The organism is Streptomyces sp. 2P-4 (assembly GCF_030167965.1).
GTDB classification, from domain to species: Bacteria; Actinomycetota; Actinomycetes; order Streptomycetales; family Streptomycetaceae; genus Streptomyces; species Streptomyces globosus_A.
The window spans coordinates 84,701-100,821 of record NZ_CP095012.1; the positions used below are offsets into that span (position 1 = coordinate 84,701).

Sequence of the window (16,121 nt, forward strand, 5' to 3'; positions counted from 1 at the left end):
TCGGCGATGCGGGGGCGTGGGGGCCGGGCCGCGCCGGGTTACGGGAAGGTCAGGTCGAGCCGGGCCGAACGGACCGGTGCGGGGGCCGGTCCGGGCACCGCGGGCAGGCGCCAGAACCTGCGGCGCCGGTAGGCGGGCCGGGGAAGCGGTGGCCGTCCCGGTTCCCCGGGGGTCCCGGGGCCCAGCAGGACGTGGGCGTTGGTGCCGCCGAAGCCGAAGGCGCTGACCGCCACCCGGCTCCCGGCCGGCAGGTCCGTCACCCGGGTGACCGGGTAGAAGGGCGAGTCGGCGAAGGCGAACCGCGGGTTCGGCCGGTGGCAGTGCAGCGTGGGCGGGATCCGGCCGTGCCGCAGGATCTGGACCGCCTTGACGAATCCGGCGACGCCCGCGGCGCTGAGCGTGTGTCCGATCGAGCTCTTGACGCTGCCGATGCCGCAGTAGCCGCGGTCCTCGGTGTACGCCCGGTGCACGGCGGTCAGGGCCTGGAGCTCGATCGGGTCGCCGATCACCGTGCCGGTGCCGTGGGCCTCGACGTAGCCGACGGTGCGGGCGTCCGCTCCGGCGCGCGTCAGCACGTCGGAGATCAGGGCGCGCTGGGCGCGTCCGTTCGGCGTGGTGTGCCCCATGGTCCGGCCGTCGTTGTTCACGCCCGAGGACTCGATGACGGCCAGTACCCGGTCCCCGTCTCGCAGGGCGTCGTCGAGGCGCTTGAGGAGCACCATCCCGGCGCCCTCGCCCGGCACGAGGCCGTCGGCGGACTCGTCGAAGGTGCGGCAGCGGCCGGTGGGCGACAGCGCCTTGCCGGCGCTCAGCATGAGGTAGGGCTCCTCGTCGAACAGCAGGTCCACGCCTCCGGCCAGGGCCATTGACGACTCCCCGGATGCCAGGCTCCGGGCGGCGAGGTGGATGGTGACCAGCGACGAGGAACACGCGCTGTCGACCACGAGGTTCGGCCCCGTCAGGTCCAGGAAGTGCGAGATGTGGGCGGCGACGAAGTTCTGGTTCACGCCGGCGATGTAGGACCGCAGCGGGGGCTGCAGGTGCGCGCGGTGGTTGCCCGTGCGCGTGCCGACGAAGACGCCGACGGCTCCTCCCCGTACCTCGTCCTCGCGGTACCCGGCGTCCCGCAGCGCTTCCACGGACACCTCCAGCGCCTTGCGCGCCAGCGGGTCGAGGTGGCGGGCCGTCTCGGCGTCGAATCCGAAGAAGTCCGGGTCGAACAGGGCGGCGTCGTCGAGGAATCCGCCCCACCTGCTCGTGCTGCGCCCCGGTTCGCCGCCCGGGCTGTAGAGGGAGGCGGTGTCCCAGCGGTCGGCCGGCACCTCGGTCACGAGGTCGCGGCCGGCGAGCAGGGCCTCCCAGAACCGCGCCGGGTCGGGCGCCCCCGGCAGGCGGCAGCCCATGCCGATCACCGCGATGGGTGTCGGCCGCCCGTCCGGGGACGGTGCCGGTGCCGGTGCCGGTGCCGGTGCCGGTGCGGCGGTCGGGGACGGCCGTACCGGCGCCGCGGGGGCGGGCGGGCCGGCCGGTCCGGGTACGGCCTCGGCCGGGGGTGTGCCGAGCGCGGCGGCGAGGCCGCCGAGCGTGGGGTGCTCCTGGAGGAGGCTGGGATCGACCGGGCGGCCGAGGACCTCCTCCAGGTCCCGTACGAGTTCCGCCATCAGCAGCGAGTCCACACCGATGTCACCGAGCACGGTGTCGGCGGCCAGCAGGCCGGGGTCGACCTTGGTGGTGCGGGCGACGACGGGGTACAGCCAGTCCTGCGGCGCCGCCGGTGCGGTCCCGTCGGCCGGCACGGCCCGGGCGGATGGGTTCTCCGCCGGCGAGGTCCCGGCCGGTACGGCCACTGCGTCGGACGCTGCCTCGGCCGGGGCCTGAGCGGGCCGCGCCTGCACACCGCGCTGCGGGGCCAGGAACAACTCGTCGGCTGCCAGGGCGGTGCGCTCCACCCGGCAGGGCAGGAGGACGGGGTCGCCGGGCACCCGCAGGGCCAGGTCGAGGAGGTCCAGCGCGTCGTCGGCGCCGAGGTCGGGGATGCCGAGGCCGCCGCCGGCACTCGTACGCTCCCGGCCCATGCCCACGCCCCGCCACAGGGGCCAGCGCAGGGCGCGCACCGTGCAGCCGGAGGCGCCGGTGTCGTGGGCGGCGGCGAAGTCGTCCAGCACCCCGTTCGCCGCCGCGTAGTCCAGATGGCCCGCGGCGAGGGACGGCACCGCGCCCGCCACGGAGGAGAACAGCACCATGAGCCGGGGCGGCGTGGGTCCGAGCGCCGCCCACAGCACCCGCAGCCCCTCGCTCTTGGGCCGCAGCACCCGGGAGATCTCCTCGGGTGTACGGGACAGGAACGACGTGGGCGGGTCCATGACCCCCGCGCAGTGGAAGACGGTGTCGATGCCGCCGGCCTGCTTCCTGACCCTGCCGATCAGCCGCCTCAGGGAGGCGACGTCGTCCAAGGCGTCGGTCCGCACGGTCAGCGTCACCCCCCGCTCGACGAGGGCGAGCAGCACGGTGAGGCGCTCCCGCAGGGCCGGGTCGGTGGCGGGTGCGGCGACGAGGGCGGCCCACTGGTTGCGGACCGGCAACCGGGAACGCCCGACGAGCACGATGTGGCGGGCCCCCCGGTCGGCGAGGTGGGCGGCGAGGCGCAGGCCGATGCCGCCGAGACCGCCGGTGATGAGCACCGCGCCGCCGCGGCCGACGCCGGCGAGCAGGTCCTCGCCGGTCCTGACCGGCGCGAAGGCGGCCACGGGCCGGCGGCGGCCGGTGCCCTCGTAGCGGATCTCCGTCTCCCGGTCCACGGCGGCGGTCTCGGCGCGGACGGCGGCGGCGAGTTCGGCGGTGCCGCCGTCGACGCGGACGGTGCGGCCGTGGAGGGCCGGGAACTCACCGGACAGGGAGCGGTAGAAGCCAGCGAGCGCGGAGCGTTCGGCGCCGCTGACGTGGACGCACCGCAGCCCGACGCGGGGGTTCGCGGTGAGCGTCCGCTGCAGCAGGCCGATGCGCTCGGTGACGAGGGTGCCGGGGGCGGACCAGTCGACGAGGTCGACGATCCCGCCGAGGCCGGCCAGTGCGGGAACGGGATCCCCGGGGACGTGCACGAGGGCGCGTTCCCCGAGCACCTTGCGGGCCAGTTCCCGGTCGGTGGCGACCACCAGCAGCCGGCCGGTGTCGGCGGTGTCCGGCGCCGGTGCGTCGGCCCACTCGGCGGTGAGGAGTTCACCGCCTGGTACGGGTGCGACCCAGTGCCGGTCGCGGGCGAAGGGGTAGGTCGGCAGCGAGACGGGCGGTGTGTCCGGGGCGGTCCGGGCCGGCCCCGCCCCTTCGCACTGCCCGTTCACGGGGGCGTCCGTCGGAGTGTCGAGCACCGCGGCGAGGCCCGCGGCGAGTCCACGGAGGTCGCGGGCCTCGACATCGACGCGGTACGGCAGTGCCGCACGCCCGGTGATCAGGGTCCGCGCTATCGACGCGAGCGGCGGGGCGTCCGGGGAGCGGACTGCCTCCAGCAGGCGGGCCACGGCCTCCCGCAAAGCCTGCGGGGTCCTCGCGGAGACGGGCACGACCACAGCCGAGCCCGTGGCCGGGGCCGCCGCCGGCCGGGGGGCCTCTTCCAGGACCACGTGCGCGTTGGTACCGCCCATCCCGAAGGAGCTGACCCCGGCCCGCAGGGGGCCGCCGCCCACGGGCGGCTTCCAGGCGCCGCGTTCGCGCTGGAGGCGCAAGGGGGTGCCGTCAAGTTTGATCATCCGGTTGGGGCGGTCCAGGTTGCGCGCGGCCGGCAGCGTGCGGTGCCTCATCGCCAGGATCACCTTGATCAGGCCGGCGATTCCGGCGGCGGCTTCCAGGTGGCCGATGCTCGTCTTGACCGAGCCCACCGCACAGTGCGGCTCGGTGGGGCGTGCGTGGCCCCACTGCGTGTAGAGCCGCTCGAACGCCGCGACGATGCCGGAGACCTCGATCGGGTCTCCCAGGCGTGTTCCGGTGCCGTGCGCCTCGATGTAGCCGATCGTGCGCGGGTCGACGCCCGCCTCGTTGTAGGCGGTGACGAGCAGGTCGGCCTGCGCGTCAGGGTTGGGCGCGGTGAAGGACCGGGCCTGCCCGCCGTGGTTGACGGCCGCGCCGCGGATCACCGCGTGCACGCGGTCGCCGTCGGCCAGCGCCCGGTCCAGCGGCTTGAGGAGCAGGGCGGCGACGCCCTCGCCGCGGACGTATCCGTCCGCGGTGTCGTCGAAGGTGTGGCAGCGGCCCCGCGGGCTCAGGACGCCGGTGCGCTGGTAGGCGTGGTGCCGGGCGGGGTCGCACAGGACGTTGACGCCGCCCGCGAACGCCTGGTCGCACTCGCCGGCGCGCAGCGCGGCCACGGCCTGTGCGACGGCGACGAGGGACGAGGAGCAGAGGGTGTCCACGGCGACGCTGGGCCCGCGCAGGCCGAGGGCGTACGAGACGCGGTTGGCCACGAGGGAGGGTGAGACCGCGACGCTCAGGTGGGGCTCGTCCCGCCCGGCGTGCCGGGCGACGAGCGCGGCGTAGTCGGAGTGGCACACGCCCGCGTAGACGCCGGTGCGGGTGCCGCCCAGCGAGGCCGGGTCGCATCCGGCGTCCTCCGCTGTCGCCCACACGGTCTCCAGCAGCAGCCGCTGCTGGGGGTCCATCAGGGCGGCTTCCCGCGGGCTGATGGCGAAGAACTCGTGGTCGAACGCGCGTATGTCGTCGAGCAGGGCCGCCCTGCCGATCAGGCCGGGGTGTTCCGCCGCGTTCCAGCGGTCCGCGGGAATGTCGCGGACGGCGTCCTCGTCGCGGCCCAGGAGGTCCCACAGTTCGGGCACGCTCGGCGCGCCGGGGAACCGGCCGGCCATGCCGATCACGGCGATCGGCACGGCGGCGGGACTCTCGGCCGACGGTACGGCCGGCGGCGCCGCTGCGGCCGGCGGCGCCTGCGCGGCTTCGGCCGCACCCGGTCGTCCGCCGCGCAGGACGCGCGCCATGGCGGTGACGGTGAACGCCTGGAACAGGGTGCTGGGATCGATCTCGCAGCCGACCTCGTCCTCGGCCCGTACGGCTGCCTCGGACAGGGCCAGGCTGTCCAGTCCGTGCGGGCGGAGGTCGTCGTCCGCGGTCAGCGAGCCCGCGGGCGCGCCGAGCACCGTCTCCATCACGGCCAGGAGCCGGGCTTCGAGGTCTTCGGGCAGGGCGGCGCGCGGCGGTTCGGAGCCGGGGGCGGCGGAAGGGGGTGCGGACCCGGTCGTGGCGGCCGCGGCGGGGCGGTCGCCCGTGAGCGCGGTGAACGCCTCGGGCCGGACCAGCCGCTTGACGGTCTCCAGGCGGGCCAGGGGCCGGCCGTCGCGTTCCCGCAGGAGGGAGGAGGTGAGGACCACCCGGTCCTGCGACTCCCGCCGGACGGAGTCCAGCCGGTAGCGCACGGCGTCGGACAGGCCGCAGTTGCCCAGGTAGACGATGTCGCGGCTGAGGGTGACGGCGTCGACGGCCCACTCCTCGCCGGGTACCGCGGACCGTGCGTACTTGCGCTCGCCGCGGTCGTTGATGTGCGGGTACGAGGCGAAGTAGAGCAGGCCTGCCGCATTCACGTCCGCGAAGGGATTCAGCTCGTAGGTGTCGGAGAAGAGGCCGGCGGCGCCACTGTCCTCCAGCCGGGCGAGGTCCCGGAACTCGCTCCGGAAGGCGCGGTGTTCCGCGCTCGCGTCCGCCACGGGGCCGCGGCCCTCGTGGCGCGGGGTGCCGGGGACGAGCCAGTTGCCGGCGCCCCGGCGGACGAAGGAGGTCAGGAGCCTGACGTCGACGGACGTCGTGGGCGTGGTGAAGCGGATGTCGCTGACGAAGGCGTGCTCGTCGAGCCGGGCGAGGGTGCCGGCGAGTTCTCCCTCGTCGTGCTCGGTGAAGAAGCGCAGGGAGTCGGCCGCGGCCAGGCGGGCTCGGGTGAAGGCGGGGAGCAGCCGTTCACCGTCGGCGTCGGCGAGTTCCGCGACCGGGAGGCCGAAGTGCTCGCCGATCAGGGACCAGTGGAGGTCGCCTGCCTCGCGTAACAGCCAGTTCTCGGAGAGTCCGCCGACGGAGAGCGCGGGAAGGCCCAGGACGACCCGGCGGCTCAGCATAGGGGCAGCCGTCCGGCTGCGGCACGCGCGGCGGCCGCCGGCGGCCGACCCGCGTCCTGGCCCGGAAGCGGCCATGACGAATGACAGCGCCGAATCATCCACATCCCCCGATGCATTCGCTGAAAAACCGGCCGGCGGACCCGTTTCACGGACCGTTCGACCCCTGAAACCCGCACGCCAAGGCCTGTATAGCACAGCGCCCGCTAAAGTGGTTGAGCGCTGAAACTACCCTCGGATCGGCCCCCTCCCCGTCACCGGAAGTCGAGGCCCGACGAGAATGCATCGTGGATGATCATGGCGAGTTGCGCAAGCGGAGGGGGCACCAGTGCCACGAATTGCAGAGCCCATTCCCGATGTCCGCCACGGGGCGCGAAAATCCCGCCCGACCTGGCCGGACGGCCCGGCCCGCGGCCGCCGCGCGGGGTCGGGGCCCGACGCGCACCCCGGCGCCGAGCGGTCCGGCCTCCTCGTCGGCACACTGCCGGGCGTCGTCACCGTGGAGCTGTTCGCAGACCCTCCGAATATCCACCTGTACCCGGAGGAAGCGGACAGGGTGAAGCGCGCGATCGACAGGCGCCGGCGGGAATTCGCCACCGTCCGGCTGTGCGCCCGCACCGCCCTGGCCCGGCTCGGGGTGCCGCCCGGGCCGATCCTGCCCGGGCCGGGCGGGGAGCCGGCCTGGCCCGCGGGCGTCGTGGGCAGCATGACCCACTGCCCCGGATACCGGGCCGCGGCGGTGGCCAGGACCGCAGCGGTCGCCGCGGTCGGGATCGACGCCGAGCCGAACTCCGCGCTGCCCTCGGGCATCGAGAGGATGGTGGCCTCACCCGGCGAGCGGCGCACGCTGGACCGCCTCACCCTGTCCCATCCCGCCGTGGCCTGGGACCGGCTGCTGTTCAGCGCCAAGGAGAGCACGTACAAGACCTGCTTCCCCCTGCTGGGCCGGATGATGGACTTCAGCGACTGCACGATCACCCCCGATCCGGAGCGGGGCACCTTCACCAGCTCCCTGCACGTGCCCGGCCCGGTGGTCGGCGGCCGCCGGGTGGACACCTTCACCGGCCACTGGCGGACCGTAGTCCGGGAGGGCGTGGAGTACGTGGCGACCGGGATCGCCGTACCGGCCGCCCCCGACCCGGCCGCCGGGTGGCGGTGACCCGGGGACCGGTGGCGCACGCGGCGGCCGCAAGGCGCATTCCGGCCACGATCGGGGCTTGGCCGGAATACGGGGTCCGCGTGCGGTTCCCCTCTGCGGCTCCGCGGAAATTCAGCCAAATACCGTGCCTCCTCTCGTCCGGCCGCCCCGACGGGGAACGACCGGTCCAATGGCCGGAACTCGATCACACCCTTGGAGGCCCCCTCCTACGCCAGTAGGGTGATCTCCATGCTGCAAGAGGTAAAAGGAACGCAATTTTTGACGGCCCTTCGCGAGGGCGGCTCACTTCCCGGTATTGTCGAGGCCGACAACGACGGCACTTATGTCGTCAAGTTCCGGGGCGCGGGACAGGGGAGCGCAGCCCTCGTCGCCGAGATCGTGGTCGGCGAGCTCGGCCGCCACCTCGGCATCCGGGTTCCCGAACTGGTCCTCCTCCATGTGGACGCCGAACTGGCCCGCCGCGAGCCGGACCAGGAGGTGCAGCAGCTCCTCCAGGCCAGCACGGGACCCAACCTGGCCATGGACTTCCTGCCCGGTTCGGTCGGCTACGACGGCATCGCCTGGCGGGCGCCGGCCGAGGAGGCCGCCCGCATCTACTGGCTGGACGCCCTCACGGCGAACGTGGACCGCACCTGGTCCAACCCCAACCTGCTGATCTGGCACCGCCAGTTGTGGGCGATCGACCACGGCGCGGCGCTGATCTTCCAGCACTCGTGGCCGGCGGTGGACGGCTGGGCCACCCGGGACTACGGGCTGGGCTCGCACGTCCTGTCCGAGCGGGTGTCCACGCTCAAGCCCTCGACCCTCGAAAGCCTCGACGCCGAGCTGGCCGCCCTTGTGACGCCGCAGGCGCTGGAGCGGATCCTCGCACTCGTGCCCGACGACTTCCTGGAATCCATGCACTCGACGAACGGCGCCGACCCGCAAACCCTGCGTGCGCGCTATTGCGAATACCTGCTGGCCCGCCTCGCCGGCGGACGTGACTGGTGGCCGGAGTCGGCGGCATGAGCGATCACCTCTCCCCCTCCCTCGGCTTCGACTACGCGCTGCTCCAGGCGGTCCCCCGCGTGGACCGCGGCGAGCGTGTCAACGTGGGCGCACTGCTCTACTGCAAGCAGGCCGACTTCCTCGCGGCCGGGATCCACATCGACCCCGTACGCCTGCGCGCCCTGGACCCCGGGGTCGACTTGACCGGTGTCACCGACGCCCTCGAGGCGATCCGCGCCATCTGCGCGGGCGAGTCGAAGGCCGGCCAGGCCGGCGCCGGCACGCTGCGCTCCCGGTTCGGCTGGCTGACCGCCCCGCGCAGCGCCGTCGTCCAGGCCGGACCGGTGCACGGAGGCCTCACGGCCGACCCGGAAGCCGAACTGGACCGGCTGATGAACCGCCTGGTGCGCTGAGCCGCCGCCCTCCCCCTCCACCGACCGCCCCGTACCGAGGACAGCACATGCAGGACTTTGTCGATGCCGTCGTGAGCGGGGAAGCCCGGTCGGAGGACTTCGCCTCGCTCGCCCTCCCCGAGTCGTACCGGGCCGTCACTCTGCACAAGGACGAGACGGACCTGTTCGCCGGACTCGCCACCCGTGACAAGGACCCGCGCAAGTCGGTGCACCTGGACGAGGTGCCGGTGCCCGAACTCGGGCCGGGCGAGGCCCTGGTGGCCGTCATGGCCTCCTCCGTCAACTACAACACCGTCTGGTCCGCCCTCTTCGAGCCGCTGCCGACCTTCGGATTCCTGGAGCGCTACGGCAGGCTCAGTGAGCTCACCAGGCGCCATGACCTGCCGTACCACGTCATAGGCTCCGACCTCGCCGGAGTCGTCCTCCGCACGGGGCCGGGCGTGCGCGCCTGGAGGCCCGGGGACGAGGTCGTCGCCCACTGCCTCTCGGTGGAACTGGAGGCGCCGGACGGCCACGACGACGCCATGCTCGACCCCGAGCAGCGCATCTGGGGCTACGAGACGAACTTCGGCGGCCTGGCGCAGATCGCCCTGGTGAAGTCCACCCAGCTGATGCCCAAGCCGCGGCATCTGAGCTGGGAGGAAGCCGCCGCACCCGGGCTGGTCGCCTCCACCGCGTACCGCCAGCTGGTCTCCCCCAACGGCGCGGGCATGAAGCAGGGCGACAACGTCCTGATCTGGGGCGCGGGCGGCGGACTGGGCTCGTACGCCACACAGTTCGCGCTCAACGGGGGCGCCAACCCCGTCTGCGTGGTCTCCAGCGCGCAGAAGGCCGACATCTGCCGGGCGATGGGGGCGACCGCGATCATCGACCGGACCGCCGAGGACTACAGGTTCTGGAAGGACGAGCACACCCAGGACCCGAAGGAGTGGAAGCGCTTCGGCAGCCGCATCCGTGAGCTGACCGGCGGCGAGGACGTGGACATCGTCTTCGAGCACCCGGGCCGCGAGACGTTCGGCGCGAGCGTCTTCGTGACCCGCAAGGGCGGCACGATCGTCACCTGTGCCTCGACCTCCGGCTACCACCACGCGTACGACAACCGCTACCTGTGGATGTCCCTCAAGAAGATCGTCGGATCCCACTTCGCGAACTACCGGGAGTCCTGGGAGTCGAACCGGCTGGTCTCCCGGGGCAGGATCCATCCCACGCTGTCGAAGGTCTACCCGCTGGAGGAGACCGGCCAGGCCCTCCACGACGTCCACCGCAACCTCCACCACGGCAAGGTGGGAATCCTCGCGCTCGCGCCCGCGGAGGGACTGGGCGTACGCGACCACGAACTGCGGGAGCGACACCTGGACGCCATCAACCGCTTCCGGGTCCCGGAGCCGGCCTCCGCCTGAACCCTGCCGCTCGGCCACGGGCTGCCACCGCGCCTTCGGGCACCGGTGGCAGCCCTTTCGCATGCGCGCCCCCGGGGCACGACCGCCGTCCACCGTCCGCCGTGAATGCATTTCAGATACAGAACCGTATTGGGATACAGTCCTGTATCTGGGAAGCGCGTCAAGGAGGCGGTCACCATCACGAAGCGACTCACCCGGCAGCAGAGCCGGCAGGTCACCCGCGAGCAGATCCTTCGGTCGGCGGCCGCCCTCTTCGCCGGCCAGGGGGTCAGCGGAACCTCGGTGGAGCAGATCGTCGAGGCCGCCGGGTACACCCGGGGCGCCTTCTACGGCAACTTCGAGGGCAAGCACGAGCTCGTCCTCGCCCTGCTGGAGCAGCGGACCCAGCACGAGCTCGAAGAGATCCAGGCGATGAGCCGCGAGGCGGCCACCTTCGAGGAGATGCTGGACCACCTGCGCTCCTGGCACCGCCGTCGCGACGAGAACCTCGCCAGCTGGCTCGCCCTGCGCACCGAACTCTGGCTCTACGGACTGCGCGACCCGGAGCTGCTCCCCCTGCTGGCGGACCGCGAGCGCCGCTCGCGGGACGCGATCGCCCAGTCGCTGGAGCAGGGCTTCGCCGCGCGCGGGGTGACCACACCGGCGCCTGTGGAGCTCCTGGCGCTGATCGTGCACGCGCTGGACGACGGGCTGTCCATCCAGCGCGTGCTCTTCCCCTCAGACAGCGGCACGGACTCCGTGGTGGACGTCGTGGAGCTCCTCATGAAGTCCTGGACTGCACTCGCCCGCAGCACCGAAGCCGCACCCGCTGCCGGACCCACCGCGGCACCCGCCGCCGAACCCCCGACCGAGAAACCGGAGAAGAACCCATGAACAAGGCAGGGCAGGCAGAAAAGCCGGCGGCCGCCGGCCCACCTGCCACTCCCGAGACGCCCGAGCCCGACCCGAAGCGGTGGCTCGCGCTGACAGTCCTGCTGGTCGCCACCTTCATGGACCTGCTCGACGCCAACATCATCACCGTGGCCATCCCGAGCATCCAACGCGACCTCGGCGCCTCGACCTTCGCCATCCAGGCGATGACGGCCGGCTACACCCTGAGCTTCGCGGTCCTGCTGATCACCGGCGGCCGGCTCGGCGACATCTTCGGCCGCAAGCGCATGTTCCTGGTCGGCGTCGGCGGGTTCGTCCTCGCGTCCGCGATGTGCGCCGCCGCGCCGAGCACAGACTTACTCGTCGTCGCCCGCGCGCTCCAGGGCCTCACGGCCGCCATCATGGTGCCCCAGGTGCTCGCGCTCATCCACGTCTCCTTCGCCCCCCAGGAGATCGGCCGCGTCGTCAGCCTCTATGCGAGCATGGTCGGCCTGGCCATCGTCTCCGGGCCCCTCATCGGCGGTGCCCTGATCAGCTGGAGCCCGCTGGACCTCGGCTGGCGCAGCATCTTCGTGGTGAACCTGCCGGTGGGCGTGCTGGCGCTGATCGGCGCCGCGAAGTGGATGCGGGAGTCGAGCTCCCCCCACGCAAAGCGCCTGGACATGGTCGGCATGCTGCTCATCGTCGTCGGGCTGCTGCTGCTCATGGTGCCGCTGACCCTCGGCCGCGAGCTCGACTGGCCGGTGTGGAGCATCGCCTCGCTCGTCGCCGCCGCCCCCGTCCTGGTGCTGTTCGTGGTCTACGAGCGCCACAAGACCCGCAAGGACGGCTCGCCCCTGGTGACGCTGTCCCTGTTCAAGGTCCGCGCGTTCGGCGCCGGTATCGGCGTGCAGCTCCTCTTCAGCGCCATCCCCGCGGGCTTCTTCCTGAGCTGGACCCTCTACCTCCAGGCCGGCCTGGGCTGGTCGGCCCTGCACACGGGCCTGACCGCGATCCCGTTCTCCCTGTGCGTCCCGATCGTCGGCGGCCTCGCCGTCCGCAGGCTCTCACCGCTCTACGGCCGCTACTGCCTGCTCGCCGGTGCCGTCCTGATGCTCGCGGGGATCCTCTCCTACGCCTGGGCGGCGGACCGCTTCGGCACGGGCATCACCTCCTGGCACGCGATCCCGTCCATGCTCCTGATCGGCTCCGGCATGGGCATGCTGATGCCCCCGCTGACTGCGCTGGTGCTCAGGGAGGTCCAGCCGCAGGAGGCCGGCGCCGCCTCCGGCATCATCAACGCCACCGGCCAGCTCGGTGCAGCGCTCGGTGTGGCGGTCATCGGCAGCCTCTTCTTCGCGGCCCTCGCGGGCAACGCCGGGCCGCAGGCCGAACGCGTCGTCCCCACCGTGCAGTCCGTCTCGCCCCGGCAGGCCTCCGACCTCCAGGACTGCGCGACCGAGGCGCTGGGCCAGGACGACCTGGCCAAGGTTCCGGACATCTGCTCCACCCTGGTGCAGGGCGCCGACGACGGCACCCGGGATACGATCAATGGTGCGCTCGGCGAGATCCGCGCGAAGACGTTCGTGTCCACCTACAGCGAGACGCTGTACTGGGCGGCCGGTGGCCTCGTCCCGGTCACCGCCCTCGTCCTGCTCCTGCCGCACCACCGCGTCCGGCGGGAGGACCTGGCCCGGTGAGCGCCTCCTGCGACACCCACTCACATCAGCGAACCACAACGGGAGACCGTCCATCATGAGCAGAAGCACGACCTACCAGGTCCTCACCCGGGGCAAGTTCGCTCCCCTCGACGAGGAGCAGCGCGCGGCGCTGCTCGCCCAGGTCGACGACCACGGCGTGCTCAGCGCCCGGTTCACCGAGGAGGGCACGGTCAACTACGAGCGAGGGCTGCACGGGTTCACCTTCCGCGTGCTGATCCCCGCGACCGACGAGGACACCGAGCAGCTCGTCCTGTCGAAGGCCGAGGAGCTCGCCGTGGCGGCCGTCGCCAAGCTCGGCGCCGGGTGCGTCGAACTGAAGTCGGTCTCCACCGACCTCGCCAGCATCAAGATCAAGCGGAAGGGGCGCTGACCCCAAGGTCCAGGCCGGGCACGGCGCCGCTGCCGGCGCCGTGCCGGCCCGCACCGGCAGGGATGCGGAACACTGCGATGACACCTGACGAATTCACCCTGGCGATGGCCGACCCGACTCTGCGCCGCGTCTTCTCCGCGGTCGCGCTCGGCTCGGCCACCTCGTCCGAGATCCTCACGGCCGCCGGGCTCGACACCCCCGTGGCGGCCAAGGCCATCGGTCAGCTGACCCGGACGGGGCTGCTCGTGCCCGAGGGCCGCGGCCGGCTCGTCGTCAACGAGGGGGCCCTGGAGGAGGCCGGGCGGGCCGCCGCCCACCGCAGGGAGGAGGAGGCCGCGGCCGCTCAGCCCGACGCCCGGCTGCGCGGCTTCGTACGGGACCGGGTCCTCGTGGCCCTGCCCGAGGAGGCCGACCAAGCGGCGCGGCACACCGTGCTGCGGCACGTGGCGGAAGCCACGTTCACCCCCGGGGAGGAGTACGACGAGCGCACCGTGACGGACCGTCTGGAGCCGTGGTGCGAGAGCGGTGTCCTCGACACCGTGTCACTGCGCCGGGCCCTCGTCGACGTGGGGGTGCTGCGCCGGGAGGCGGGCCTGTACGGCCTCACCGCCGCCACCGCCTGACACCGGGCGGCCACCCCCCGGCCGGGACGCCGCCCGCACGGCGGGACGCCGGCCCTTCACGACCCGGTCGGGGCGGTGGAGGCCGGCGTCGGGCGCGCCGGCCTCCGCCCGCTCCCCCGGCTGCTACGCGGGAACCTACAGGCGCGCCGCCTCCGGTACCGGCCGGGGCCGGCGCGCCGCCTCCAGTACGGCGGCCTGGTACGGGGTGAGGGCGTCAGGCCCCTCCTCGCGGAACAGCGCCGCCCAGTTCGGCTCGCGCCCGCAGGCGTACAGGGTCCCGAGCGAGGTGAGCATGGAGCGGAGCTCCGCCCGCCGCCTGCCGGAGGGCAGCAGCCACCCCTGCCGCTCCCCGTGTTCGAGAGTCTGGCGCATCGGGCTCAGCAGCACCGGATGAGCACTCACCTCCAGGAACACCTCGTGTCCCGCGTCGCTCAGATGCTCGACCGCTGCCGCGAACCGCACCGGTTCCCGCAGGTTGCGCATCCAGTACGCGGCTCCCAGGCCCGCGTCCCGCACCGGCTCGGCCGTCACGGTCGAGTACATCGGCAGCCGCGTGGGGGCCGGCACCACCGTACGCAGGGCTTCGTGCAGATCCTCGCGCAGCTCCTCCACGTAGCGGCTGTGCGAGGCGACCGTTCCCTTGATCACCCGGCAGTAGACGTCCTTGGCCTCCAACTCGCCGACGAGCGCCGCGAGCGAGTCCGAGTCGCCCGCCAGGACGGTGGAGCGGGGACTGTTCTCCCCCGCCACGCTGATCCCGCCGCCGCCGCTCGCCTCCGCCACCGCCTGCGCCTCGGCCGGCGAGAGTTCCGTCGTGGCCAGCGCCCCCTTGCCGGAGATGCGGCGCAGCAGCGCGCTGCGCCTGCAGGCGACCTTCAGAGCGTCGCGCAGGGTCAGGCCGCCGGCGGTGTGGGCGGCGGCGATCTCCCCCATGCTGTGCCCGACGACCGCGTCGGGGGTGACCCCCCAGCTGCGCCAGAGTGCGGTCAGGGCGATCTGGAGGGAGACCATCGTCGGCTGGAGGACGTCCAGTTCGTCCAGCCTGGCCTTCCCGGCCGGCAGCTTCAGCTGCTCGACGGCGGAGAAGCCCGCGAACTCGCCGATCAGCCGGTCGCACCGGAGCAGCGCCTCCCGGAAGACGGGTTCCTGTGCGAGGAGTTCGCGTCCCATCCCGTACCACTGGGCGCCCTGTCCGGCGAAGACGAACACCAGTCCGGGCCGCCGGGCGGTGACGTGGGACGGGACCCGCCCGACCTCGCCGGCACAGGCCGCTTCGAGCTGCGTGCGAAGCTCGTCGTACGAGTCGACGGCGAAGGCGATCCGGTGGACTCCGGCCGTCCCCGCCGCCGCCTCGCGGCAGTACCGGGCGAGCGAGGGCAGGGCACGTCCGGCACGGATCCTGTCGAGGTGGGCGCCCAGCAGGAGCCGGAGCACCTCCTCGGTGTCGGCGGCGACGGCGAACAGCCGTGGGCTCATGCGTCCCCCTTTCGGTTTCGGCCCGGGCGGTGTGTCATCGGCGGACGGCGATCCGGTGGCGGTAGCTCTCCATCGGCAGTCCGCTCATCCACGGCACGATGCCCAGCTTGCTGAGCGCCTTGATGGCGGGGGGCGGCTGGTAGCCCGCGAACATGCCGCCGAACATGAGGATCTGGCTGTGCGCGGCGATCTGGCGCACCAGCGGGTTCATGCGCTGCTTGCCGAGGGTGGTCCGGAAGTGGCTGCCTGCTGCCATCCGGCGGCGTACGGCTGCGCGGACCCGGTCCGAGATGTCGTGGTCGGCCGTCCATTCCAGGCCCTCGGTCGCCTCCGCCGTGCGCCGCATGGTCTCCGTGCGCTGCCGGGTGTAGACGTCGATGTGGCTGAGGAAGCCGCCGGGCCGGAGCACGCGTGCGGCTTCGGCGAGGAACGCACCGAGGTCGGGGTAGGTGTGCGAGCTCTCGATGTTGACGAGCACGTCGACGGAGGCGTCCTCGAAGGGGAGCTCCTCCGCGTCGCCGTGCACGAAGGCGAGCTCGTCGCCGCGGGACAGGGTGGCGGTGGCCCGGGCGACGGCCTTCGGTGACAGGTCGAGGCCGGTCATGCGGGCGCCGGGGGCGATGCGGGAGAGGAAGTTGAGGCCCTCGCCCATGCCGCAGCCGACCTCCAGTACGTGGCGGCCGGCGTAGTCGTCGAGTGCGATGGGGAGTTCGCGCAGGGCGAGGAAGTACAGCTGCTCGCTGAAGCCGTCGGTCCAGGGCTCTCCGAAGCCGGGCACGCGGGCGCGGATCTCCTCGACCAGTGCGGGGTCGTGCATGCCCCAGTTCCACAGGGCGCCGTGGCCGGAGAGCGTCGCGGCCATGTCGTAGATGGTGGCGCTGGCGGACTTCATGCCGGCGGCGTTCGCGCCGCGGCGGGCGGTGCCGGACTCGTCGAGGTTGATGTCGGCGAGACCGCTGGTGAAGGCGGTCATGACGTCAGGGGTGGCACTCATGTGGGTCTCCGATGAGCAGGTGGGT

11 protein-coding genes are annotated in these 16,121 nt (G+C 73.0%); 8 read left to right on the forward strand and 3 right to left on the reverse strand.

Going from position 1 to position 16,121, the window contains the following annotated elements:
- Positions 1 to 38: 38 nt before the first annotated feature.
- Positions 39 to 6,107: a beta-ketoacyl synthase N-terminal-like domain-containing protein gene (locus MUK52_RS31200; protein WP_284581828.1), complete on the reverse strand. Its 6,069-nt coding sequence runs from the start codon at positions 6,105 to 6,107 to the stop codon at positions 39 to 41.
- Between the two features lie 325 nt (positions 6,108 to 6,432).
- On the opposite strand from MUK52_RS31200, the gene MUK52_RS31205 reads away from it, so the two are divergent.
- From MUK52_RS31205 to MUK52_RS31240, 8 genes are all read left to right on the forward strand, one after another.
- Entirely contained in the window at positions 6,433 to 7,263 is an 831-nt protein-coding gene (locus tag MUK52_RS31205; protein ID WP_246043047.1) for a 4'-phosphopantetheinyl transferase family protein, read from the forward strand.
- Positions 7,264 to 7,521: 258 nt separating this feature from the next.
- Complete coding sequence (locus tag MUK52_RS31210; RefSeq protein WP_342777158.1) at positions 7,522 to 8,271, forward strand: HipA family kinase; 750 nt, start codon at positions 7,522 to 7,524, stop codon at positions 8,269 to 8,271.
- A complete protein-coding gene (locus MUK52_RS31215; RefSeq protein WP_114059476.1) occupies positions 8,268 to 8,663 on the forward strand; it encodes a DUF3037 domain-containing protein in 396 nt (131 codons plus the stop codon). The genes MUK52_RS31210 and MUK52_RS31215 overlap by 4 nt, the downstream gene beginning before the upstream one ends.
- 47 nt (positions 8,664 to 8,710) lie before the next feature.
- Complete coding sequence (gene ccrA, locus MUK52_RS31220; RefSeq protein WP_284581829.1) at positions 8,711 to 10,063, forward strand: crotonyl-CoA carboxylase/reductase; 1,353 nt, start codon at positions 8,711 to 8,713, stop codon at positions 10,061 to 10,063.
- A 129-nt stretch (positions 10,064 to 10,192) separates the two neighbouring features.
- Entirely contained in the window at positions 10,193 to 10,936 is a 744-nt protein-coding gene (locus tag MUK52_RS31225; RefSeq protein WP_246043048.1) for a TetR/AcrR family transcriptional regulator, read from the forward strand.
- Positions 10,933 to 12,612 (forward strand): factumycin efflux MFS transporter FacT, encoded by a 1,680-nt coding sequence (facT, locus tag MUK52_RS31230; RefSeq protein WP_114059174.1) that lies wholly within the window; start codon positions 10,933 to 10,935, stop codon positions 12,610 to 12,612. The genes MUK52_RS31225 and facT overlap by 4 nt, the downstream gene beginning before the upstream one ends.
- A gap of 55 nt (positions 12,613 to 12,667) precedes the next feature.
- Entirely contained in the window at positions 12,668 to 13,003 is a 336-nt protein-coding gene (locus MUK52_RS31235; protein WP_114059175.1) for a DUF6204 family protein, read from the forward strand.
- Positions 13,004 to 13,080: 77 nt separating this feature from the next.
- On the forward strand, positions 13,081 to 13,626 hold the full coding sequence (locus MUK52_RS31240) for a DUF2087 domain-containing protein (RefSeq protein ID WP_162793361.1): 546 nt from the start codon (positions 13,081 to 13,083) through the stop codon (positions 13,624 to 13,626).
- 135 nt (positions 13,627 to 13,761) lie between these two features.
- On the opposite strand, the gene MUK52_RS31245 is transcribed toward MUK52_RS31240, so the two are convergent.
- Complete coding sequence (locus tag MUK52_RS31245; protein WP_284581830.1) at positions 13,762 to 15,102, reverse strand: acyltransferase domain-containing protein; 1,341 nt, start codon at positions 15,100 to 15,102, stop codon at positions 13,762 to 13,764.
- A gap of 34 nt (positions 15,103 to 15,136) precedes the next feature.
- Positions 15,137 to 16,096, reverse strand: coding sequence for a class I SAM-dependent methyltransferase (locus tag MUK52_RS31250; RefSeq protein WP_114059178.1), 960 nt, complete (start codon positions 16,094 to 16,096; stop codon positions 15,137 to 15,139).
- Positions 16,097 to 16,121 lie beyond the last annotated feature (25 nt).

What these genes read in the sequence shown, in the direction of transcription:
- MUK52_RS31200 (WP_284581828.1), bottom strand. Translation starts at nt 6,107, where the DNA reads ATGCTGAGCCGCCGGGTCGTCCTGGGCCTTCCCGCGCTCTCCGTCGGC.
- MUK52_RS31215 (WP_114059476.1), top strand. Translation starts at nt 8,268, where the DNA reads ATGAGCGATCACCTCTCCCCCTCCCTCGGCTTCGACTACGCGCTGCTC.
- ccrA (WP_284581829.1), top strand. Translation starts at nt 8,711, where the DNA reads ATGCAGGACTTTGTCGATGCCGTCGTGAGCGGGGAAGCCCGGTCGGAG.
- facT (WP_114059174.1), top strand. Translation starts at nt 10,933, where the DNA reads ATGAACAAGGCAGGGCAGGCAGAAAAGCCGGCGGCCGCCGGCCCACCT.
- MUK52_RS31235 (WP_114059175.1), top strand. Translation starts at nt 12,668, where the DNA reads ATGAGCAGAAGCACGACCTACCAGGTCCTCACCCGGGGCAAGTTCGCT.
- MUK52_RS31240 (WP_162793361.1), top strand. Translation starts at nt 13,081, where the DNA reads ATGACACCTGACGAATTCACCCTGGCGATGGCCGACCCGACTCTGCGC.
- MUK52_RS31245 (WP_284581830.1), bottom strand. Translation starts at nt 15,102, where the DNA reads ATGAGCCCACGGCTGTTCGCCGTCGCCGCCGACACCGAGGAGGTGCTC.
- MUK52_RS31250 (WP_114059178.1), bottom strand. Translation starts at nt 16,096, where the DNA reads ATGAGTGCCACCCCTGACGTCATGACCGCCTTCACCAGCGGTCTCGCC.